The following is a 22,017-nucleotide window of genomic DNA, read 5'->3' on the forward strand; positions in this document are numbered from 1 at the left end:
AACGATATAGGTTGTTTAAAATATACTTTACAGGGTGGTAAAAATTTATATATAAGTTAATATGAAACCAAAAATAGATCCTTCTAAAACAATAAAAGCACTGTTTAGTTTTTTAAATCCAAATACAGTAATTAAACTAATAATGGCAATAACAATGGTTCGCCAGTCGGTTAGCGTATCTTTAGCCATGTTAAGGCAAACTGCAATAATCAATGCCACGGCAGCCACGTTAACGGCATCTAAAACTGCACGGATGATATTAGATTTTCTAATTTTTGGCATTAATGGATTTAGAATTAAAACGAAAATAAAAGAAGGTAAAAAGATTCCGATTGTAGCAACTAATGCTCCTGTTATTCCGTTTAGCTGCCACCCGATAAAAGTAGCGGTTGATAAAACGGGGCCAGGCGTAATTTGTCCGACTGCAACGGCATCAATCAATGCTTGCCTGGTTAACCAACCGTTTGCAACGAGTTCGGTATCTAAAAAAGCAAATAAAACATAGCCACTACCATATAAAATGGTTCCTATTTTTAAAAAAGTAAGTCCAATTTTTAAGTTGCTTAAGTTTAACTGTTCACTAGATTGAAATAGTAAAAATGGAATAAAGCTGTGTAGCGTATTCTTTTTTTGTTGAAAAAGATAAAAAACAAACCCAAATAAACCACAACTTAATAGCGTGATGATTTCGTTGATGCTTGATAAACATAAAATTAGCGCGATTAAACCTAGAATTGCTAATTGCATATTTTTAATAGCTTTTTTACCTAGTCGGTAAGCTGCCATAATGATTACGGCAATTACAGCTGGTTTTATGCCATAAATAAAAGGCTCAACTTTTGGTAGTTGTCCATATTCTTGATATAACCATGCAAAAATTGAAGTAATAATAACAGCAGGAAAAACAAATGAAAATCCTGCAACAATTAAGCCTTTCCAACCTGCTTTTTCATGACCGCAATGCATCGTCATTTCGGTTGAGTTTGGGCCGGGAATTAAATTGGTAGCTCCGATAAGGTCTAAAAAATGATCTTGCGTCATCCATTTTCTTTTCTTTACTACTTCATCTTCCATCATTGCAATATGAGCTGCAGGCCCACCAAAAGCGATGCTTCCTAGTTTAAAAAATAGTTTGGCAATTTCTTTTAAGTCGTTTTTTTGAGACATCAACCTTTGTTGTTAGTAATAGCGAATTTATTAAAAAGTAGCTAGATTTCTCTTTATAGCAAAAAAAACCGAGCTGTGAGGCTCGGTTTTTCATTATTGTAATGAGTTATATTATAATCCAGCTGATTTCCAAGACCAAGTAGAAACATCTACTTTTGTACCTGTTTTATAGTCAGCAGTTGTAGAAGCGTCAGCTCCATCTATTTTAACATTTGATAAATCACCATCATCTTTCATGTCGATGTTTGTATCATACCCTTCTAACCAGATATTAGTAATAGTTGCACCTGATTGTTTTTTAAACTGTAATCCTGTACCACCGGTAGTTGAAATAGCAGTTAAGTTTTCAAATTGAGGATTACCATTTACTTTATCTCCTTCAAAAGCAGTTGAAAAATTATCAATAGTATGAGAAATGTAAGTGTTAGTTACTTTACCGTTCCATCCTTCAGTCCAATCTACTGAGTCATCTTCGTTATTTACTAAGTATAAATTTTTAGCAGAAACTGTTCCTCCAAAAAATTCAACACCATCATCAGCACCGTTAATAACAGCAATGTTTTCAACAGTTGTACCAGAACCTACTGAGTAAAAAGAAACTCCGTTGTATTGAGAATTAATATTAATTTGAGCACCAGTTCCTTTAATAACTAAATATTTAACAGATCCAGAGTTGTCTGCATCGTCATTACCTCCATAGTTGAATCCACCAACTTCAGCAGTAACATCAGTTCCTGCAGAGGTAGTTGCTTTACCACAGATGGTTAATCCACCCCAATCTCCAGGTTGACCGTTAGCAGAACTCATTACAACAGGAGCATCAGCAGTACCGTTAATGTTAATTTTACCACCTTGTAAAACTGCTATGTATACATCCGTTCCTTTAGCATCAACAATGATTTTTGTTCCTGCTTCAATATTTAAAATACCTCCATCTTTAACGATGTAAGAACCTGTTAAATTGTATGTTTTATCAGCTGTTAATGTGATGTTTCCGGTAACTTCACCTACCAAAGGAGTGATTTCAACAATTTCTCCGTTAATGAATGACCAGCTAGAGATGTCTACTTTAGTACCATCCATATAGTCTTTATCAGTTTGAGCTGCACTACCGTCAATAATAACATTAGATAAAGCACCGTCATCTTTCATATCGATGTTTTTATCATATCCATCTATATGTAAATTTGTAATTGTAGCACCAGAATTCTTTTTAAATTGTAAAGCTGTACCTCCTACGATCGATTTAGCTGTAAGGTTAACTAATTTAGGGTTTCCGTTATCTTTGTCAGCCTCTACAACTGTTGAGAAATCAATTTTAGTATTAACAACATAAGAGTTTTCAATAGTACCATTCCATCCTTCTGTCCAATCAATAGCATCGTCTTCTAAATTTTCTAAGTAGATGTTCTTAGCAGAAACCGTACCTCCAAAAAACTCTACACCATCATCAGCACCATCAAAAACAGCAATATTTTCAACAGTTGTACCTGAACCTACTGAGTAAAAAGAAACTCCATTGTATTGAGCATCTATAGTTATTTGTGCTCCTGTACCTTTAATTACTAGATTTTTTATAACTCCAGAATTATCAGCGTCATCATTACCACCATAAATAAATCCACCAACTTCAGCAGTAACATCTGTTCCTGCAGTGGTAGTTGCTTTACCGCATATGGTTAAACCACCCCAATCTCCAGGTTTACCTTCAGCAGAACTCATAACAACCGGGTTGTTATTGGTTCCGTTAATGTTGATTTTACCACCTTGTAATACTGCTAAGTAGATGTCAGTTCCGCTAGCATCAGCAACAATACTTGTACCAGCAGGTATTGTTAAAGTAGCACCTTCTTTAATAATAAAAGCACTTGTTAATGCGTATGATGGGCTAGTTAATGTGTAATCTTCGGTAAGTTCACCACTCATAATACCACTCTTTAATTTTTCTACAACATTAGAAGTATCTGGAGGTAAAATTGCTGGATCATCACTACTACAATTTGTAAATGTTAAAGCAGCGATTGATAAAGCAGCAATACTTAATAATTTAAATGGTCTTTTCATTTTTATTTGTTTTGTTTAATTTCGTTATGCAAATTAAAAGCCTTCGTTTTTTGTTTCTTTTAACTAAATATTAACTGATTGTTATATAAAAAGTTAAATGTTAAATTAAGGTTTTGTGTTTGTTAGAAATTGTAGTTTAAGCTTAATGAAAGCTGTCTCCCTTTTTTATAAGACAACACAGTTTCGTTTGTTTCAATTAAAGTATTTAAATTACGAACTAGTTGTGTTTGTTTGATAGCTGGGTTTAATAGGTTTTTACCTACAAGTTTAGCTGTAAATCCTTTAAATAATTGTTTACTTATAACTAAATCAAGAGTTACAAACCCTTTTTCAATAATTTCATCATTATAAAGAGTAGCGCTGTTAGTAAAATCTTCAGGAGCTCCTAATGCGTAAATTTTATCAGATGAATAGTTACCTGTTAGTGTAGCAGAAAATTCATTTTCTTTATTATTTGAGTATCCGATAGAACCGTTAACAATAAAGTCAGAAGCGCCTTGTAACTCAGATTCGCTTTTACCTTTAAATTGGTATTTAGCATCTAAATCTTGATTGAACCACATTTTTGTTAAGTTAGCAGTAGCGTTTAAAACAGTTTCGTCTTCATCGTTTTTTAATAAATCAAATCTACCTTCAAGCTCTAAACCTATAATATCTGCTTGATCTCCGGTATTAAAAAATTTAAAGTAACCTGATGAACCTTGATCTTGAGTTAGGTTAATCGGATTGTTGATTTGCTTGTAAAAGGCAGTAGCTGAAAGTAATTCGCTTCTGCTAGGAAAAAACTCCCATTTTAAATCAAGATTATATACGTCTGATTTTTCTAAGTTTTCATTACCTCCAATAACACGACCTGTTGGAGATACATATTCGAAAGGAGATAATTCTTTAAATTCTGGTAATGTTTGTGTTACACTTGAAGCAAAACGAATAAAGTTTCTGTCGTTTAATTCGTATTTTAAGTTAACACTTGGGTATAAACTTTCGTATACTTTGTTAGTTGTTCCGTATCTCCCAGGACGATTTGATACATCCCAAGACATATCTATTTCATCTCTTTCAAAACGTAAACCAATGTTACCAGATAGTTTGTTGTCAAATTTAAAATCAAAATTAGTATATGCAGCTAAAACTAATAATTCACCTTGGTAAAAGTCAGGTTGCTGTTCTCTTAAAGTTAATCCTGAATTTGTTCCTAATTGTAAAACTTCTGAGATTTGATCGATAGAAGGGGCGGTAAAGCCTTTTGCTCTAAAACCTAAAAACAATGAGTTAAAACTTCTTTCTTTTTTACGAAAATTTAAACCGTAGTTTAATTTATAAGGTTTGGCATCATATTCGTCAGCTACTTGCCCTAAAGACCATTGGTTTTCAATGTAAGCGTTGTATTCAATATCTTCAATTTTTTGAGAAGATTTTCTTTGCTGATAATCTCCTACGTGAGCAAATTGAATTAATGGGCTTGTGGTTGGGTTTAAAATATTTACTTCATTTCTGATACGATTAGGTTCTTCGGCTAAAACGTAATTATAACCAGTAGCCCAATTTAATTGGTTGTTTTTATTCCACTTATGTTCCCCCATTAATTGGTTTATAAACATGGTGGTTTGTTTAAAGTTTTGATCTCTTACAAAAGCTCCATCTTCTTGCGGGTCTTGGTCAAACACATAGCCTTCGCCGTTTCTACCTTGTTCATACAAACCATCTTCTCCTTTGTTTACAAATAAGGTGTTGTACTTTATTTTATTGTTGTCATTTAACTTAACATCTACTCTTATGTACCCCGTACTATTTGTTTTTGAGATAAAATTTTCAACATCAGTAAATGAGTTGTTTAATACATTTGATCTGTATGATTTAAATAATCCACTTCTGTATTCAGCAGATTTTGAGTGTGAAATAGATGTTAAAACTTTCCATTGTTTGTTAAGAAAGTTGAATTTCTTAGCGCCTGATAATGAAATTCCATAATTGATAGGAGTTGCTACGTTTTTAGTGTCCCATCCTTGTAATGTCATTAAGTTTTGTAAAGCATACTTTTTTTTATGAAATCCAAAAGTTACATCATCACTAATAGTACTTTGTTTAAAATTGTCAACATCTAAAGCGTTTGAGTTTCCTCCACCGCTAATGCTAATCGAGAAAATATCTTTAGTATATTCTTTTGATGAAACATCTACATTACCTGATGCTTGGTCTGAATAACTAGAAGTAGCATACGTTTTACTAATACCAACATTTTGTATAACATTGGTGTTAAATAAACCTAAATCAACATTTTTGTTACTTACATCATCAGAAGGAATAGGGAGTCCGTTCATTGTTGTAGATAAATATCTATCGCCTAAACCACGAATATATATATTACCTGAACCTTCACTTTTATTAACTCCAGCAATTTTTGTAGTTGCTGTTGCTGCATCTGAAACACCTTTTTTAGCTAATTCTTGAGCACCAATACTTTCTTTAATTATAACAGCTTTCTTTTGCTCTAATAATAAAGCACTTGATTTTTCTTTACTAACTGTTGCGTTAATTTGAACTTCATCTAATGCAACACCTTCGTTTGCGCCAATTGCTTGATTAACAATTACTCCTTGGTTTGCCTTAATAACAATATTTTTTTCTATGGTCTGATAACCAACAAAACTGAAAACAATCGTTTGATTTCCTTCAGGTGCGCTAAGGCTATATTTACCATCTATATCTGTAGTTGCTCCTATTGAGGTTCCTTTGATAAAAACATTTGCAAAAGGTAGTGCTTCATTGTTCATTTCTTTGTCTGTAACCACACCAGAAACAGTACCTTTGCTTTGAGAAAAGGCTAAATTACATAAGCTTAAAAAAGCTACGAATAGTATTTTTTTCATTACTAAATTGAATTCTATATTATTTAAGGGCAAAATTCAATCTAAGAAGTAAAAGTAATGTTAACTAGAAATTAATGTTGCATTATCAGAATGTTTGTTTAGTGTTATGAGGTAAGGGTAATTGTTACCATATTGTTAACGGTTAAAATATTTTAATTCCTAAAGTGTAGGTTCTAGGAGTTGCAGGCCCGTATATAAAGTTGCTGTCTCGCTCGTTTCCTATATCAAATTTTGATTGATAACTATCAAAAATGTTTTTAACCCCTACTGTAAACTCAATATTTGTTTGTAGTTTTTCTAATTCGAATTTATAGCTTGAATTAATACCTACATTAAAAAATGATGGAGAAGTAAAATATTCATCCTGTATTAAGTTTTGATTAGATGCTAAATGCAAAACATTCATCTTGCCGGTATATACTAAATTTAAAGCTGTTTTAAACTTTTGATTAGGGGTATAGGTTGCAGTTGCGTAACCATAAGTATTTGGTGTACGTAAAAATTCTCTTTTTGTTTCTAATACATTAGAATTGGTTACTGCCGTATTGTATTTGCTCGACTGATAAGTAAAACCAGCATCAAACTGAAAGATACCATCGTAGTTTAAACGTGTTTCTAGTGTAATTCCTTTTACAACAGCGCCATCACCATTCTTTTTTTCAAAAACCTCTCCAAAAGCATCCTCTCCTATAGCTTCTAAAAAGAAAGCATCTTGTAAATTGGTATAAAAACTTTCAACAGTAAATCCGTAAATATAATGTTCGGTTGGTTGATCGTAATTAAAAGAAACAGTGTAGCTATTTGAACGTTCTCTTTTTAAATCATCAGCAAGTTGCACTCTTGATATTCCTCCGCCGGCAAAAGCAATGTGTAAATCGGTGTCAAAAGCTTGTGGTGCTCTAAAACCTGTACCCCAAGTTGCTCTTAATTGTCCTTTTTCAAAAGGTTTAAATAATAAAGAAACTCGTGGGCTTGCTACATTGTTAATAAGTGTTTTTTTTGTGCCATCTTTTTTCAAGGCATTTAATTTATGGTGATCATAACGAACCCCTGCAAGTAAATTCCACTTTTCGTTTATTTCCCAATCACTCTGAAAAAAGAACCCGTAATTTTGAGTAACCTGATCTACTTTGTATTGATAAGCATCAATTTCATCAAATACATCATCTTGTACAAACTCCGTTCCGATAGTTAATATATTATTCCCTTTTAAAAAATCATCTAATTTATGGTTAAACTGTAATCCTCCTTGAAAAGTAGTAGTTTCAGAATTACCATAAGGTGGATTTGCTAAATGTGCAGTGTCTTCAGTTGTTCCTGCTTCTGGGCGCACTCCAGTGTAATGATCTCTATCGGTATACTGAGAAGAAAAATAGGTGATAATTGAACTATTATCATCGTTAAAATTAATTTGATAATCAATATTACCAGCATACACATCATGTGTTCTTTCTTCAGATTGCAATGCAAAATGCGGAGCTGTTTTAATCATTTCGCCACCATAACGATATTCGTTCATTTTACTAAAGTTAATTTCTATCTTCTGATTTTCGGTAGGTAAAAAAAATAAATTAGTACCAAATGAGTTGTTTTTTAATTGTGGAAGCTCAGAATAATTATCACCATTATGATCATAAATTTCTCGAGCTCTATTGTTTATAAAAAATGAAATTCCTGCGTTTTTTTCATCATTTATAACAGTAGCGTTACCCGTAATAATATGATCAGAAGTTCCTTTAATATTTTGGTATGTGTAACCAATGCTGTACTCATTTTTTTTAGGAATATTGGTGATAACGTTTACAGTACCACCAATAGCGCTAGAACCATAAAGTGCAGAGCCTCCACCGCGAACCACTTCGATACGATTTATCATATTTGTAGGAATTTGTTCTAAACCATACAAGCCTGTTAGTGGACTAAAAATTGGGCGTCCATTAATTAATATTTGCGAATATCCCCCGGCTAATCCATTCATACGAAGTTGTGTATAGTTACAGGTTTGGCAATCGGTTTCTACTCGTAAACCTGTTTGGAATTTTAACCCTTCAGATAAATTACATGCTTGAACGTCAGCTAAAGTTTCACTGTTAATTACATTTACAATTACCGGACTGTTGGTTTGTCGTTTATCTGTTCTTGTTCCTGTAACAGTTACTTGGTCTAAAATTTCAGCAGTTTCTTTTAGTATAAAATTAACTTTTTTTTCTTCGGATGATTTTAAATTGATGTTTTTTCGTTCTGATAAATACCCTAAAGAAGAAGCAACTAAAACAAATTTATTTTTTGATGTTTCAAGTGTGTAATTTCCATTTTTATCAGTAGTTGTGCCAATGTTTGTTCCTTTTATAAGAATATTTGCAAAAGGAATTGTTTCTCCTTTAGCGTTAGTTGTTTTTCCTGTGATTATTTGTGCTTTTACAAAGGTTGTTGTAAATAAAATGATTAGAAGAATAGAATTTTTCATTGCTGATTGTTTTAATTTTTACGCAAATGTAAATAAATTTTTAGACAAGACTAAAAATTATTTTATATAAATGAAAAATTATATATTTGTAAAGTTAAAAAAATACAATGTTTAGCCAGTCAGAAGAAAATTATATAAAAACCATTTATCATTTAGCAGTAATGTCTGATAAAGGAATTAGTACAAACGCTATTGCTAAAAGTTTAAAAACAAAGGCATCTTCGGTAACAGATATGATTAAAAAATTATCTGACAAAGAAGTTGTTGTTTATAAGAAATATCAAGGAGTTACGTTAACTGATCTCGGAAAAAAAACGGCAGCGAATATTATTCGAAAACATCGTTTGTGGGAAGTTTTTTTAGTAGAAAAACTTAATTTTTCTTGGGATGAAGTGCATGAAGTTGCTGAACAATTAGAACATATAAAATCACCTAAATTAATAGATGAATTAGATGCTTTATTAGATTTTCCTACACATGATCCACATGGTGATCCGATTCCTGATAAAGAAGGAAATCTACAAATTATTGAAAAAAGTTTACTTTCGGTTTTAATAAAAGACGAGACGGGTGTTTTAGTTGGCGTAAATGATTCTTCTTCTGAGTTTTTACGTTTTTTAGACAAACAAGGTATTGCTTTAGGGCAGCAAATAACAATTATGTACAAAGAACCTTTTGATGATTCTTTTCTAGTGAAAATCAACGGAAAAGAAATGACGATTTCAAATAAAGTGGCAAACAATATTTATATACAAAAAAATTAAGATGAAGAAAGTAGCATTAGTATTGATAATCTTATTAGTAGTAAGTTGTGGTAAAAAAGCAAAAAACAAAAACGGTAAATTAAAAGTAGTTACAACCACTACGATGATTACCGATTTAGTGAAAAATATTGGAGGTGATAAATTAGAGGTTAAAGGTTTGATGGGTGCAGGAGTAGATCCGCACTTGTATAAAGCTAGCGAAGGCGATGTTTCAAAATTATTTAATGCTGATGTTGTTATCTATAACGGATTACATTTGGAAGGTAAATTAGAAGAGGTTTTTGAAAAGATGCAACATCAAAATAAAAAAACGATTATAGTTTCTGACATAATTAATAAAAATGATTTAATAAGTTCTGAATTATTTGCGTCAAATTACGATCCTCATATTTGGTTTGATATTAATAACTGGAGGAAAATAACATTATACGTCGCAGAAAAATTAGCAGAAATAGATACTAAAAATGCTGCTTTTTATCAGCAAAACGGGAAAGAATATTTAGACAAACTAGTAGCTTTAAATAAAGAGGTTGAAAGCAAAATAAACGAATTACCAATAGAGAAAAGAATTTTAGTAACCGCACACGATGCGTTTAATTATTTCGGAAACCAACATCAATTTAAGGTTGTTGGTTTACAAGGATTATCAACAGCAACAGAAGCTGGTGTTCAGGATGTTCAGAAGTTAGCGCGTTTTATTATAGATACTAATGTAAAAGCAATTTTTGTAGAAAGTTCTGTTCCGAAACGAACTATTGAAGCTTTGCAAGAAGCTGTAAAATCTAAAAATCAAGAAGTGCTAATTGGTGGAACGTTATATTCTGATGCTTTAGGAAATGCAGGAACAGAAGAAGGAACTTATATAGGCATGTACAAAGCAAATGTGAATACGATTGTTAACGCATTAAAATAATATGGAAACAAAATACGCAGTAACGGTTGATGATTTAACGGTTGCTTATAATTACAAGCCGGTACTTTGGGATATTGACTTAGCCATTCCTGAAGGGGTTTTAATGGCTATCGTTGGTCCAAATGGTGCGGGTAAATCTACCTTGATAAAATCTATTTTAGGAATTATAAAACCCATTGCAGGAAGTGTTTCTATCTATGGGAAACAATATGATAAACAACGAAAATTAGTTGCTTATGTTCCGCAAAAAGGAAGTGTAGATTGGGATTTTCCTACCACAGCTTTAGATGTTGTTATGATGGGAACTTATGGAAGTTTAGGTTGGATAAAACGACCAGGGAAATCACAAAAAAAAACAGCTTTAGAAGCGCTTGAAAAAGTAGGGATGCTAGCTTTTAAAAGTCGACAAATTTCGCAACTTTCAGGTGGGCAACAACAACGTGTTTTTTTAGCTAGAGCATTGGCACAAGATGCTTCCATCTATTTTATGGATGAACCTTTTCAGGGAGTAGATGCAACTACAGAAATTACTATTATCAATATTTTAAAAGAATTACGAAAAGCAGGAAAAACAGTAGTTGTAGTGCATCACGATTTGCAAACCGTTCCTGAATATTTTGATTGGGTAACTTTTTTAAATGTAAAGAAGATTGCAACAGGTCCTGTAAAAGAAATTTTTAACGATGATAATCTAACGAAAACATACGGAATTAACTATAAAGTAAGTGTACAGCAGTAAGTTTTTAGTAAGTAGTAGTTAGAAAAGAAAAAATCAATAAGATGAAAGAAATAAAGTTCAAGTTTGAAGATTTGAAAGTGTATCAAAAGGCACTTGAATTTGTCGACTTTTCTTATGAAATATCAAATAATTTTCCAGATATAGAACGTTTTGGATTGAAGTCTCAATTTAATAGAGCTGCTGTTTCTATTGCATTAAACATTGCTGAAGGTTCTGCAGATACAGACAAACAGTTTAATAGGTTTTTACAAATAGCACTAGGTTCTACAAATGAATGTGTAGTTTGTATTTCGGTTGCAAAAAGGCAAAAATTTATTTCTGAAAAGTCTGAAAATGAGATTCGTGAAAAACTAGAAGAACTTTCAAAGATGATTATAGGTTTGCAAAAATATTTACGTAACAAAAATACTAACCTTTAAAAACTAACGACTATCGACTTTACTGAATATTTTAAACTCGTTTTTACAGATTATACACTTCGAACAATCACTATTGGTACTGCAATTTTAGGTGCTATTTGTGGTATGCTAGGTAGTTTTGCGGTGTTAAGAAAACAAAGTTTATTAGGCGACGCAATTTCACACGCATCATTACCTGGTATTGCTATTGCGTTTTTAATTACAGGGACAAAAGATACTAATATTTTATTGTTAGGCGCCCTGATAAGTGGATTAATCGGAGCTTTTTGGGTACGTGGAATTGTAAAAAACACACATTTAAAAACAGATACTGCTTTAGGATTGATTCTTTCTGTTTTCTTCGGATTCGGAATGTTATTGTTAACTTTTATTCAAAAATTACCAAATGCAAATCAATCAGGTTTAGATAAATTTTTATTTGGTCAGGCAGCAACATTGTTAATTAAAGATGTTTGGTTTATGACAGTAGTTACAGCTATTTGTTTAGCGGTATTATTGCTATTCTGGAAAGAACTTAAACTCTTATTATTTGATGCAGATTATGCAAAAACCTTAGGTTTTAATACAAAATTTATAGATACTCTAATTACAAGTTTTATTGTCTTAGCAATTGTTTTGGGTTTGCAAACAGTGGGTGTTGTTTTAATGAGTGCCATGTTGTTGGCGCCAGCAGCAGCAGCACGTCAATGGACAAATAGTTTAAGTACCATGGTTGTTTTAGCTGCTATTTTTGGTTTGTTAGCAGGTGTTGTTGGTACTGGTATTAGTGCAAGTCAATCAAATTTATCTACGGGGCCAGTAATTGTATTAGTTGCTGCAGTATTTGTAGTGTTTTCATTTGTTTTTTCACCTTCCAGAGGTTTGCTTTTTCGTCAGATTCGTTTTTTAAAAAACAGGCGCGATATACAACTGCATAAAACCTTATCCTTTATGTTTGATTTGGTAAAGACACACGAAGATAAATCCCATCCGCATGCGGTAAAAATTTTAAATAATTTTCAAGGATATACAAGAGGAACTTTAAAAAAATTAGAAGAGAAAGAATATATAAGAGTACAAGGTAAAATGTGGTCTATGACGGAAGAAGGATATCAGTTTGCAGGTAATTTATATAATCAACATATAGAAAATGAGTAGTGCTCAGATAGAAATACAATTAATAGCAAGTTTAGTAGCAGTAGCTTGTGCAATACCTGGTGTGTTTTTGGTGTTGCGAAAAATGGCCTTAATTAGTGATGCTATAAGTCATTCGATTTTACCAGGTTTGGTAGTAGGTTTTTTTATTACACATGATTTAAATTCTCCTTTATTAATTTTAATGGGAGCTTTATCAGGAATTTTAACCGTTGTTTTGGTAGAATATATTCAGAAAACAAAATTAGTAAAAGAAGATACAGCTATTGGTTTAGTATTTCCGGCATTGTTTAGTATTGGTGTACTTTTGATATCTAAAAATGCAAACGACGTTCATTTAGATGTTGATGCTGTTTTATTGGGTGAATTAGCTTTCGCGCCGTTTGATAGATTGATGATTAACGGAACAGATATTGGGCCTAAATCATTATGGATTATAGGAACAATATTAGCAATTACCTTAAGTCTTTTAATTACTTTTTTTAAAGAGTTAAAAGTAAGTACATTCGATGCAGGTTTAACAACCGCTTTAGGTTTTTCGCCAATTGTAATTCACTACGGATTAATGAGTGTAGCTTCGGTAACAACTGTAGGAGCTTTTGATGCAGTCGGAGCAATATTAGTTGTCGCTCTAATGATTGCGCCAGCAGCCACCGCTTATTTATTAACGAATGATTTAACGAAAATGTTAGTTTTTTCAGGCCTATTTGGTGTGTTTTCGGCCATTTCGGGTTATTGGGTAGCGCATTTGTTAGATGCTTCTATATCAGGATCGATGATTAGTATGCTTGGGTTGATTTTCTTTTTTGTGTATTTATTAGCGCCCAATAGAGGATTAATTTCAGTAATTTACCGAAACAGGCAGCAACAAAAAGAAGTGCAATTACTTACTTTTTTGTTACATTTAAATAATCATACCGAAAAAAGAGAAAGACATATTAATCATTTAAATGAACATATAAATTGGCATAAAATTAAAGCAAAATCGGTAGTAGATTTAGCAGAGAAAAATAATATGATTCTTATTGAAAACCAAATTATATCACTTACCCAAAAAGGAAAAGCTTTTACAGAAAAAGCAATAGATTACATAATAACAAACGATGATTCTAAAATTGAATCGATGAAAAAAGATTTTTTCTTATTTAGAGGATAAAAGTCAATTTTTATTCTCTTAGCTTTCTTTTTTTGTCTTTAAAAAGATTATTTTGCAATAAAATAATTCTGTGCAAAACCCATCTAGTTTTCAAGTTTATAACGCATCTGCGGGAAGTGGAAAAACGTTTACCTTAGTAAAGGAGTATCTAAAAGTATTACTGAGTTCTGATGATATTTTTAAGTTTCAAAAAATTTTGGCAATTACGTTTACTAATAAAGCTGCCGGTGAAATGAAGGAGCGAGTGTTAGAGAATTTACAGGAATTTTCTGATGGGAAGGAGAATGATTTATTTAAAATTATTGCAAGCGAAATAACTATTGATAAAGCAATAATAAAAGAAAGAAGTCAACGAGTTTTAGATGCTGTTTTACAAAATTACTCCGCTTTTTCAATCACTACAATTGATAGTTTTACGCATAAAATAATTAAAAGTTTTGCCTATGATTTAGGGTTGCCTTTAAATTTTGAGGTAGAAATGGATGCAGTTTCTTTATTAAATGAAGCGGTGGATGTATTGATATCTAAAATAGGAACTGATAAAGATTTAACAAAGTTGCTGATAGATTTTTCTTTAGATAAGGCTGATGATGATAAGTCATGGGATATTTCGTTGGAGTTAAATGAGTTTTCAAGAATTTTATTAAATGAAGATGACACCAAACATTTTAGAAAACTAACTGATAAGAAATTGGCAGATTTTACCAATCTGAAAAACAAATTAGCTAAACATCAAAAGGAAATTAAAAACAAGTTTGTAAAACTTGGAAACAAAGGGTTACAAATTATAGTATCTGCTGAAATAGCACATAAAGATTTTTATAGATCGATGTTGCCAAATCATTTTTTGGCTTTGTCTCAAAATCCAGAAAAAGCAAAGTTTTTTGAAGAATCTAAACTTCGTGAACGCGTTGAAGAAAAGAACTTTTATGCAAAATCAAAATCAGACGATGTAAAAAATGCCATTGAAGGTGTTTTGCCAGAATTGTTGAACTTATACAGTCAATCAGAAGAATTGTATCAGCAATTTTTAATGAACAAATTGGCACTAAAAAGTATCATTCCATTAGCTGTTTTAAATTACGTTAATTTTGAACTAACACATATAAAGGAAGAAAATAATATTCGATTAAATGCAGAGTTTAATCAATTAATTTCTGACAATATAAAAGACCAGCCAGCACCATTTATTTACGAGCGTATTGGACAACGATTTATGCATTATTTTATTGATGAAATGCAAGATACATCGGTATTACAATGGCAAAATATAATTCCGTTAATAGATAATGCATTGGCGCAAGAAAACAGTAATTTATTGTTGGTTGGCGATGGTAAGCAAGCCATTTATCGTTGGCGAGGTGGAAAAGCAGAGCAATTTATTGCATTAGGGTCTGACATTGAAAACCCGTTTCATGTTCCGAAAGAAATAAAAACATTAGAAACCAATTATAGAAGTTTTACCGAGGTAATTGATTTTAACAATCAGTTTTTTCAACATACAGCTAACTTTTTTCAAAACGAAGAGTACAAAAAATTATTTATTGAGGGTAATAAGCAATTAACAACTGCTAAAAAAGGAGGGTTTGTATCTTTATCCTTTTTAGAAAAGGAAGAAGAAAAAGAAGATGAGGTTTTAAAATATCCGAAGAAAATTTTAGAGAAAATAAAAAGCTTAGAAACTACCTTTTCTTTAAATGAAATTTGTGTATTAGTCCGCAAGAAAAAAGACGGAATTGCCGTTGCAAATTATTTATCTGAAAACGGAATTGATATTATATCATCTGAAACATTGTTGCTGCAAAATAGCTCAAAAGTTAATTTTATTATTGATGTATTGCAGTTAATTCAACACCCTAATGATAAAGAAACGGCATTAGAATTTTTATATTTTTTACATGATCATTTACAAATAACAACCGAAAAACATTCGTTTATATCAATACTAATTCATGAGTCGAATGAGGTTATTTTTAATCAGCTAACAAACTATCAGGCGCCTTTTAATTTAAAGGCTTTTCATCAAATGCCATTTTATGAAAAGATAGAAGAAATAATAAGAAGTTTTAAATTGATAAATTCTTCAGATGCGTATGTGCAGTTTTTTTTAGATGTGGTTTTAGAACAACAACGAAAAGGAACAAGTATTCAAGAGTTTTTAGATTTTTGGGAAGAAAAAAAAGGTAGTTTAAGTATTGTGGCTCCCGAAAGCGGTAATGCAGTTCAGGTAATGACAATTCATAAATCGAAAGGGTTAGAGTTTCCTGTGGTTATTTTTCCGTACGATTTAGATGTTTACCGACAAATAAATCCAAAAGTATGGTTAGATAAATTGCCAGAAGATTTTGAGAACTTTAAAGAATTATTAGTGCCATTTAATAAAGATTTAAAGTTAGTTAATGATCGTGGTTTAGAAATATTTAATCAACAACGTGAAGAATTAGAATTAGATAATTTTAATCTTTTATATGTTGCGTTAACAAGAGCTGTAGAGCAGTTGCATATAATTACCGAATATAAAATAACAGCAAAAGGTGAAGAAAATACCAATTTTTATTCGGGAATTTTCATCAATTATTTAAAAGAGAATAATATTTGGAATGATGGTGAATTAACGTATTCTTTTGGTGATGCTAATCGAGTTAGTAAAAAAGAAAAACAAGTTTCATTGGCAGAAAATCAACAAGAATTTATATCCACTTCTTGGCAAGCGCAAAATATTCATATGTTAGCAAGTGCTTCAAAACTTTGGGATACTTTGCAAGGAGAAGCTATTGAGTTCGGAAATTTAATTCATGAAATGATGGCAAAGATTATAACTGGTAATGATGTTATAAAAGTTGTAGGTCAATACAAGCAGCAAGGAGTTGTTGATGCACAACAAGCAAAATCGATTCAAATTGATATTGATAAGATTGTAAATCATCCAACATTAAAAAAATATTATGTTAACGATGTAACTATATATAATGAGCGTGAAATTGTAGATGTTGATAATCAAATTTTAATTCCAGATAGATTGGTTTTTGATGCAGATAATAATGTAACAATAATTGATTATAAAACAGGTAAGCCATCTAAAAGTTATCATCAACAATTATTGCGCTATGAACGAGTTTTAAAATCGATGAATTTTAAGGTAGCAAAAAAACTACTCATATATATTAATGAAGAAATTTTGGTTGAAGAAGTTTAACAACTAACTTTGACTTTTTAAAAACAAACACTTTCAAACATAAAATTATGTACGGAAAAATAAAAGAACAATTACAAAAAGAAATTCAGGATATTAAAGATGCTGGACTATACAAGTCAGAACGTATCATTACATCATCACAAGATGCAGTAATTAAAGTATCAACAGGTGAAGAGGTAGTTAATTTTTGTGCAAATAATTATTTAGGGTTGTCAAATAATCCAGAAGTAATTCAAGCAGCAAAAGACACTATGGATACACATGGTTTTGGAATGTCATCTGTACGTTTTATTTGTGGAACACAAGATATTCATAAGAAGTTAGAACAAAAAATTGCTGATTTCTACACAACAGAAGATACAATATTATACGCAGCAGCTTTTGATGCCAATGGAGGTGTTTTTGAACCACTATTAACAAAAGAAGACGCTATTATTTCAGATAGTTTAAATCATGCGTCTATTATAGATGGTGTTCGTTTATGTAAGGCAGCTCGTTATCGTTATAATAATAATGACATGAGTTCTCTAGAAGAACAATTAATAGAAGCGAATAAACAAGGTCATCGTTTTAAAATTATTGTTACTGATGGGGTTTTCTCCATGGATGGAATTGTTGCAAAGCTTGATGAAATTTGTGATTTAGCTGATAAATATGATGCCATGGTAATGGTTGATGAATGTCACGCAACCGGGTTTATTGGTAAAACAGGTCGTGGTACAGTTGAACTTAAAAATGTAATGGATCGTGTTGATATTGTAACAGGTACTTTAGGTAAAGCACTCGGTGGAGCAATGGGAGGTTATACAACAGGTAAAAAAGAAGTAATTGAAATACTGCGTCAACGTTCACGCCCATATTTATTTTCAAATTCATTAGCGCCATCTTTAGTAGGAGGTGCGTTAAAAGTTTTTGATATTATTTCTAATGATACATCTTTAAGAGATAAGTTAGAATGGAACACCAATTACTTTAGAACAGAAATGGAAAAGGCAGGTTTTGACCTAGTAGGATCCGATGCTGCAATTGTGCCGGTAATGTTGTACGATGCAAAACTTTCTCAAGATATGGCAGATAAGTTATTGGAGGAAGGTATTTATGTTATTGGGTTTTTCTTCCCTGTAGTGCCAAAAGAACAGGCTAGGATACGTGTGCAGTTGTCAGCAGCACATGAAAAAGAGCATCTAGATAAAGCAATTAATGCCTTTGTAAAAGTGGGTAAAGAGCTAGCAGTGCTTTAAAAATAACTATACAAAAACTTACTTTCTTGTAATTTTTTGTAGAATTATTTTTGTAAATAAGTTTTAACAACTTACATTTGCTTAATATATAAACGAACTTTTAATTTAAATTTTTTATAATGAAACAAATCAAATTAGCTGTGATAGCTTTGTTTACGTTCGCAACTGTAGGAACGGCAAACGCACAGGATTCAGACAACCCGTGGGTGGTTGGGTTTGGAGTTAACGCTGTAGACGTTAGAATTCCAACTGAATTTGGAGATTATGCAAAAGATTATATCGGTACTAGTGACTGGAATGTTTTGCCATCAATTTCAAGAATATCTGTAGAGAAGTATTTAAACGATGGTTTTACATTACAATTAGCAGGGTCTTTAAATAAGATTAAAACTTTTGCTACTGAAAACGATATGGATGAACTATATTGGGCTATTGATGCAAATGTAAAATATGATTTAAATAATTTATTTGGAGAAACTTCTTGGTTTGATCCTTATGTATATTTAGGTGGTGGTTATACTTCATTAGCTGATCAAGGAGAAGGAATGTTAAACGCAGGTTTAGGATTCAACACTTGGTTTAATGATAATTTAGGTTTAAACTTCCAGTCAGGAGGAAAGAAAGAATTTGGAGATAAAGTACAAGATCATTTTCAACATTCTGTTGGTTTAGTATTTAAATTCGGAGGAACTGATACAGATGGTGATGGTGTTTTTGATAAGCACGATGCATGTCCAGAGGTTGCAGGTTTAGAAGAGTTTAATGGTTGTCCTGATACTGATGGTGACGGGATAAAAGATGCTGATGATGCATGTCCAGAAGTTGCTGGTTTAGCTGCTTTAAATGGATGTCCTGATACTGATGAAGATGGTATTGCTGATAAAGATGATGCATGTCCTACTGAAAAAGGAACTAAAGCTAACAACGGATGTCCTGATGCTGATGGAGATGGTGTAGTTGATGGTAAAGATAAATGCCCTTCTGTGGCAGGTCCTGTTGCAAATGCAGGTTGTCCTTGGCCAGATACTGATGGAGATAGCGTTTTAGATAAAGACGATAAATGTCCTACTGTTGCAGGTGTTGTTTCTAACAACGGTTGTCCTGAAGTATTAATTACTAAAGAAGCAGAAAAGAAATTAAATGATTTCGCTAGAGCTATTTACTTTAACTCAGGAAGAACTTCTTTCAGACCTGGAGTTTCTGGTAAATTAGATTTAATTGCTGCGATTATGAAAGAATACTCTAAAGCAAACTTTAGTATTCAAGGTCATACAGATAGTCAAGGTAGAGCTTCTACTAACAAAAGATTATCTGAAAAAAGAGCAAAAGCTGTTTTAGACTATTTAGTTTCTAAAGCTGGTGTTGCTGCTTCAAGATTATCATCTGCAGGATTTGGAGAAGACTACCCAATCGCTGATAACAAAACAAGAGCTGGTAGAGCTCAAAACAGACGTGTTGAAATTAAATTAGCTAAATAATTTAACTAAACATAAATAATATTAAAGGCTTCACATATGTGAAGCCTTTTTTTTGCTTATTTTTTTAGCAAAAATACTACGAAACCCTTTTTAAATTCCACTAAAAAAATTACCTTTGCACTTTGAAAAAAAGAGCTAAAGCTCACATAGCAAATTAAATAACTTTAATTACATATATAGTAATGTCTACAATAACAGGTAAAGTTTCTCAAATTATTGGTCCAGTTATCGATGTTGAGTTTGATACAAAAAGTGCTGAACTACCAAAAATTTACGATTCATTAGAAATTAAAAAAGCTGATGGTTCAGTTTTAGTATTAGAAGTTCAACAACATGTTGGTGAAGATACGGTGCGTACAATATCTATGGATGCAACTGATGGATTAAGTAGAGGTACAGAAGTGATCGCTACTGGTAATCCAATTCAAATGCCAATAGGGAATGATATTTATGGTCGTTTATTTAACGTAACAGGTGAGGCTATCGATGGTTTAGGAGATTTACCTAAAACAGGTGATGCAGGTTTATCTATTCACCGTCAAGCACCTAAATTCGAAGACTTATCTGTATCAACAGAAGTTTTATTTACAGGAATTAAAGTAATCGATTTAATTGAGCCGTATGCAAAAGGAGGTAAAATTGGATTATTTGGTGGAGCAGGAGTTGGTAAAACCGTATTAATTCAAGAGTTAATTAACAACATCGCAAAAGGACACGGAGGTTTATCTGTATTTGCTGGTGTAGGAGAAAGAACTCGTGAAGGAAACGATTTATTAAGAGAGATGTTAGAGTCTGGAATTATCAAATATGGTGATGATTTTATGCACTCTATGGAAGAAGGAGGATGGGATTTATCTAAAGTAGATAAGCCTGGAATGAGAGACTCTAAAGCTACTTTCGTATTCGGACAAATGAACGAACCACCTGGAGCAAGAGCACGTGTTGCATTATCTGGTTTAACAATTGCAGAGTATTTCCGTGATGGAGCAGGAGAAGCACAAGGAAAAGACGTTCTTTTCTTCGTTGATAATATCTTCCGTTTTACACAAGCAGGTTCTGAGGTGTCAGCATTATTAGGTCGTATGCCATCGGCAGTAGGTTACCAGCCAACATTAGCAACAGAGATGGGAGCAATGCAAGAGCGTATTACTTCTACTAAAAAAGGTTCTATTACATCTGTACAAGCGGTTTATGTACCTGCAGATGATTTAACAGATCCAGCACCAGCAACAACGTTTGCCCATTTAGATGCAACAACAGTATTGTCTCGTAAAATTGCAGAATTAGGTATTTATCCAGCGGTAGATCCTTTAGATTCTACTTCAAGAATTTTATCTGCTGAAGTATTAGGTGATGAGCATTATAATACAGCACAAAGAGTAAAAGAAATTTTACAACGTTATAAAGAATTACAAGATATTATCGCAATTTTAGGTATGGAAGAATTATCTGAAGAAGATAAATTAGTAGTTCACAGAGCACGTCGTGTACAGCGTTTCTTATCTCAACCATTCCACGTAGCTGAGCAGTTTACTGGTATTCCAGGATGTTTAGTTGATATTAAAGATACTATTAAAGGATTTAATATGATTATGGACGGAGAGTTAGATAAATACCCTGAAGCAGCATTTAACTTAAGAGGTTCTATTCAAGAGGCTATTGATGCAGGTGAAAAAATGTTAGCTGAAGCATAATTCAATTAACAATTAACAATAATTAATTCTATTGAAATTATGTTTTTAGAAATTGTAACGCCAGAAGCTATTCTATTTTCATCAGAAGTAGATTCTGTAAATGTACCTGGTATTAATGGTGAGTTTCAGATTTTAAATAATCACGCACCAATAGTGTCTATCTTAAAAAAAGGAAGAGTTAAAATACATGTGCATACTCAAACTCATTTAGTTTTTGAGGATTTAAATGGAAGCATTGAAAGATTACCTGCAGATGATAAAGTTTTAACTTTAAATATTAAATCAGGAACCATTGAAATGAAAGATAATAAGGTTATTATTCTAGCAGATTAATTCCCTTATAACTAATAAATAAAAAAAGTCAAACGTAAAGTTTGGCTTTTTTTATTTTATAAAGATTTTACTATTGATTTTAAGTATCTTTGTAGTAATGAATGTAGTATTTTTATTTATAGGAGGGCCAGAGATTTTTGTAATCATATTAATTGTTGTTATGTTATTTGGTGCAGATAAAATTCCTGAAATAGCAAGGGGATTAGGAAAAGGAATGCGTCAAATCAAAGATGCAACCAATGATATAAAGAAAGAAATTAATGATAGTGCTAAAAATCAAGGTATCGATACTAATTTTGTAAAAGATATTAATAAAGAAGTAAATAAAGTTAAAGATGATATTGATGACTTTACAGGACCAATAAAACGACAGTTTTAAATA

General features: G+C 31.9%; 16 protein-coding genes. 12 read left to right on the top strand and 4 right to left on the bottom strand.

Annotated elements, in window-relative coordinates:
* Positions 1-45: 45 nt before the first annotated feature.
* The 4 genes from chrA to BA195_RS03555 all read right to left on the bottom strand — a co-directional run bounded on the left by chrA (position 46) and on the right by BA195_RS03555 (position 8,568).
* Positions 46-1,167: a chromate efflux transporter gene (gene chrA / locus BA195_RS03540; RefSeq protein ID WP_068702499.1), complete on the bottom strand. Its 1,122-nt coding sequence runs from the start codon at positions 1,165-1,167 to the stop codon at positions 46-48.
* 111 nt (positions 1,168-1,278) lie between these two features.
* Positions 1,279-3,231, bottom strand: a complete 1,953-nt coding sequence (locus BA195_RS03545) for an autotransporter outer membrane beta-barrel domain-containing protein (protein WP_068702501.1) — start codon at positions 3,229-3,231, stop codon at positions 1,279-1,281.
* 122 nt (positions 3,232-3,353) lie between these two features.
* Positions 3,354-6,101, bottom strand: coding sequence for a TonB-dependent receptor (locus BA195_RS03550; protein ID WP_068702503.1), 2,748 nt, complete (start codon positions 6,099-6,101; stop codon positions 3,354-3,356).
* A 142-nt stretch (positions 6,102-6,243) separates the two neighbouring features.
* Positions 6,244-8,568, bottom strand: a complete 2,325-nt coding sequence (locus BA195_RS03555; RefSeq protein WP_068702505.1) for a TonB-dependent receptor — start codon at positions 8,566-8,568, stop codon at positions 6,244-6,246.
* A 107-nt stretch (positions 8,569-8,675) separates the two neighbouring features.
* Between BA195_RS03555 and BA195_RS03560 the strand changes: the two genes are divergently transcribed.
* The 12 genes from BA195_RS03560 to BA195_RS03615 all read left to right on the top strand — a co-directional run bounded on the left by BA195_RS03560 (position 8,676) and on the right by BA195_RS03615 (position 22,014).
* Entirely contained in the window at positions 8,676-9,332 is a 657-nt protein-coding gene (locus BA195_RS03560) for a metal-dependent transcriptional regulator (protein ID WP_068702508.1), read from the top strand.
* Between the two features lies 1 nt (position 9,333).
* Positions 9,334-10,245, top strand: coding sequence for a metal ABC transporter solute-binding protein, Zn/Mn family (locus tag BA195_RS03565; RefSeq protein ID WP_068702510.1), 912 nt, complete (start codon positions 9,334-9,336; stop codon positions 10,243-10,245).
* Position 10,246: 1 nt separating this feature from the next.
* Positions 10,247-10,984: a metal ABC transporter ATP-binding protein gene (locus tag BA195_RS03570; protein WP_068702512.1), complete on the top strand. Its 738-nt coding sequence runs from the start codon at positions 10,247-10,249 to the stop codon at positions 10,982-10,984.
* A gap of 41 nt (positions 10,985-11,025) precedes the next feature.
* Positions 11,026-11,403, top strand: a complete 378-nt coding sequence (locus tag BA195_RS03575; protein WP_068702514.1) for a four helix bundle protein — start codon at positions 11,026-11,028, stop codon at positions 11,401-11,403.
* 12 nt (positions 11,404-11,415) lie between these two features.
* Positions 11,416-12,540 carry a metal ABC transporter permease gene (locus BA195_RS03580; RefSeq protein ID WP_176714964.1) on the top strand — a complete coding sequence of 375 codons (1,125 nt, stop codon included), beginning with the start codon at positions 11,416-11,418 and terminating at the stop codon, positions 12,538-12,540.
* Complete coding sequence (locus BA195_RS03585) at positions 12,533-13,693, top strand: metal ABC transporter permease (protein WP_068702518.1); 1,161 nt, start codon at positions 12,533-12,535, stop codon at positions 13,691-13,693. The genes BA195_RS03580 and BA195_RS03585 overlap by 8 nt, the downstream gene beginning before the upstream one ends.
* Positions 13,694-13,763: 70 nt before the next feature.
* Entirely contained in the window at positions 13,764-16,889 is a 3,126-nt protein-coding gene (locus tag BA195_RS03590; RefSeq protein ID WP_068702520.1) for a UvrD-helicase domain-containing protein, read from the top strand.
* Between the two features lie 47 nt (positions 16,890-16,936).
* A complete protein-coding gene (gene kbl / locus BA195_RS03595; protein WP_068702522.1) occupies positions 16,937-18,130 on the top strand; it encodes a glycine C-acetyltransferase in 1,194 nt (397 codons plus the stop codon).
* 119 nt (positions 18,131-18,249) lie between these two features.
* Positions 18,250-19,608, top strand: a complete 1,359-nt coding sequence (locus tag BA195_RS03600) for an OmpA family protein (protein ID WP_068702524.1) — start codon at positions 18,250-18,252, stop codon at positions 19,606-19,608.
* Positions 19,609-19,790: 182 nt separating this feature from the next.
* Positions 19,791-21,302 carry a F0F1 ATP synthase subunit beta gene (gene atpD / locus BA195_RS03605; protein WP_068702526.1) on the top strand — a complete coding sequence of 504 codons (1,512 nt, stop codon included), beginning with the start codon at positions 19,791-19,793 and terminating at the stop codon, positions 21,300-21,302.
* A gap of 39 nt (positions 21,303-21,341) precedes the next feature.
* A complete protein-coding gene (locus BA195_RS03610; RefSeq protein ID WP_068702528.1) occupies positions 21,342-21,635 on the top strand; it encodes a FoF1 ATP synthase subunit delta/epsilon in 294 nt (97 codons plus the stop codon).
* Between the two features lie 97 nt (positions 21,636-21,732).
* A complete protein-coding gene (locus BA195_RS03615; RefSeq protein ID WP_068702530.1) occupies positions 21,733-22,014 on the top strand; it encodes a Sec-independent protein translocase subunit TatA/TatB in 282 nt (93 codons plus the stop codon).
* Positions 22,015-22,017: the final 3 nt, after the last annotated feature.

The sequence above is a fragment of the Tenacibaculum soleae genome (assembly GCF_001693415.1).
GTDB classification, from domain to species: domain Bacteria; phylum Bacteroidota; class Bacteroidia; order Flavobacteriales; family Flavobacteriaceae; genus Polaribacter; species Polaribacter soleae.

What these genes read in the sequence shown, in the direction of transcription:
- chrA (WP_068702499.1), bottom strand. Translation starts at nt 1,167, where the DNA reads ATGTCTCAAAAAAACGACTTAAAAGAAATTGCCAAACTATTTTTTAAA.
- BA195_RS03545 (WP_068702501.1), bottom strand. Translation starts at nt 3,231, where the DNA reads ATGAAAAGACCATTTAAATTATTAAGTATTGCTGCTTTATCAATCGCT.
- BA195_RS03550 (WP_068702503.1), bottom strand. Translation starts at nt 6,101, where the DNA reads ATGAAAAAAATACTATTCGTAGCTTTTTTAAGCTTATGTAATTTAGCC.
- BA195_RS03555 (WP_068702505.1), bottom strand. Translation starts at nt 8,568, where the DNA reads ATGAAAAATTCTATTCTTCTAATCATTTTATTTACAACAACCTTTGTA.
- BA195_RS03560 (WP_068702508.1), top strand. Translation starts at nt 8,676, where the DNA reads ATGTTTAGCCAGTCAGAAGAAAATTATATAAAAACCATTTATCATTTA.
- BA195_RS03565 (WP_068702510.1), top strand. Translation starts at nt 9,334, where the DNA reads ATGAAGAAAGTAGCATTAGTATTGATAATCTTATTAGTAGTAAGTTGT.
- BA195_RS03570 (WP_068702512.1), top strand. Translation starts at nt 10,247, where the DNA reads ATGGAAACAAAATACGCAGTAACGGTTGATGATTTAACGGTTGCTTAT.
- BA195_RS03575 (WP_068702514.1), top strand. Translation starts at nt 11,026, where the DNA reads ATGAAAGAAATAAAGTTCAAGTTTGAAGATTTGAAAGTGTATCAAAAG.
- BA195_RS03585 (WP_068702518.1), top strand. Translation starts at nt 12,533, where the DNA reads ATGAGTAGTGCTCAGATAGAAATACAATTAATAGCAAGTTTAGTAGCA.
- kbl (WP_068702522.1), top strand. Translation starts at nt 16,937, where the DNA reads ATGTACGGAAAAATAAAAGAACAATTACAAAAAGAAATTCAGGATATT.
- BA195_RS03600 (WP_068702524.1), top strand. Translation starts at nt 18,250, where the DNA reads ATGAAACAAATCAAATTAGCTGTGATAGCTTTGTTTACGTTCGCAACT.
- atpD (WP_068702526.1), top strand. Translation starts at nt 19,791, where the DNA reads ATGTCTACAATAACAGGTAAAGTTTCTCAAATTATTGGTCCAGTTATC.
- BA195_RS03610 (WP_068702528.1), top strand. Translation starts at nt 21,342, where the DNA reads ATGTTTTTAGAAATTGTAACGCCAGAAGCTATTCTATTTTCATCAGAA.
- BA195_RS03615 (WP_068702530.1), top strand. Translation starts at nt 21,733, where the DNA reads ATGAATGTAGTATTTTTATTTATAGGAGGGCCAGAGATTTTTGTAATC.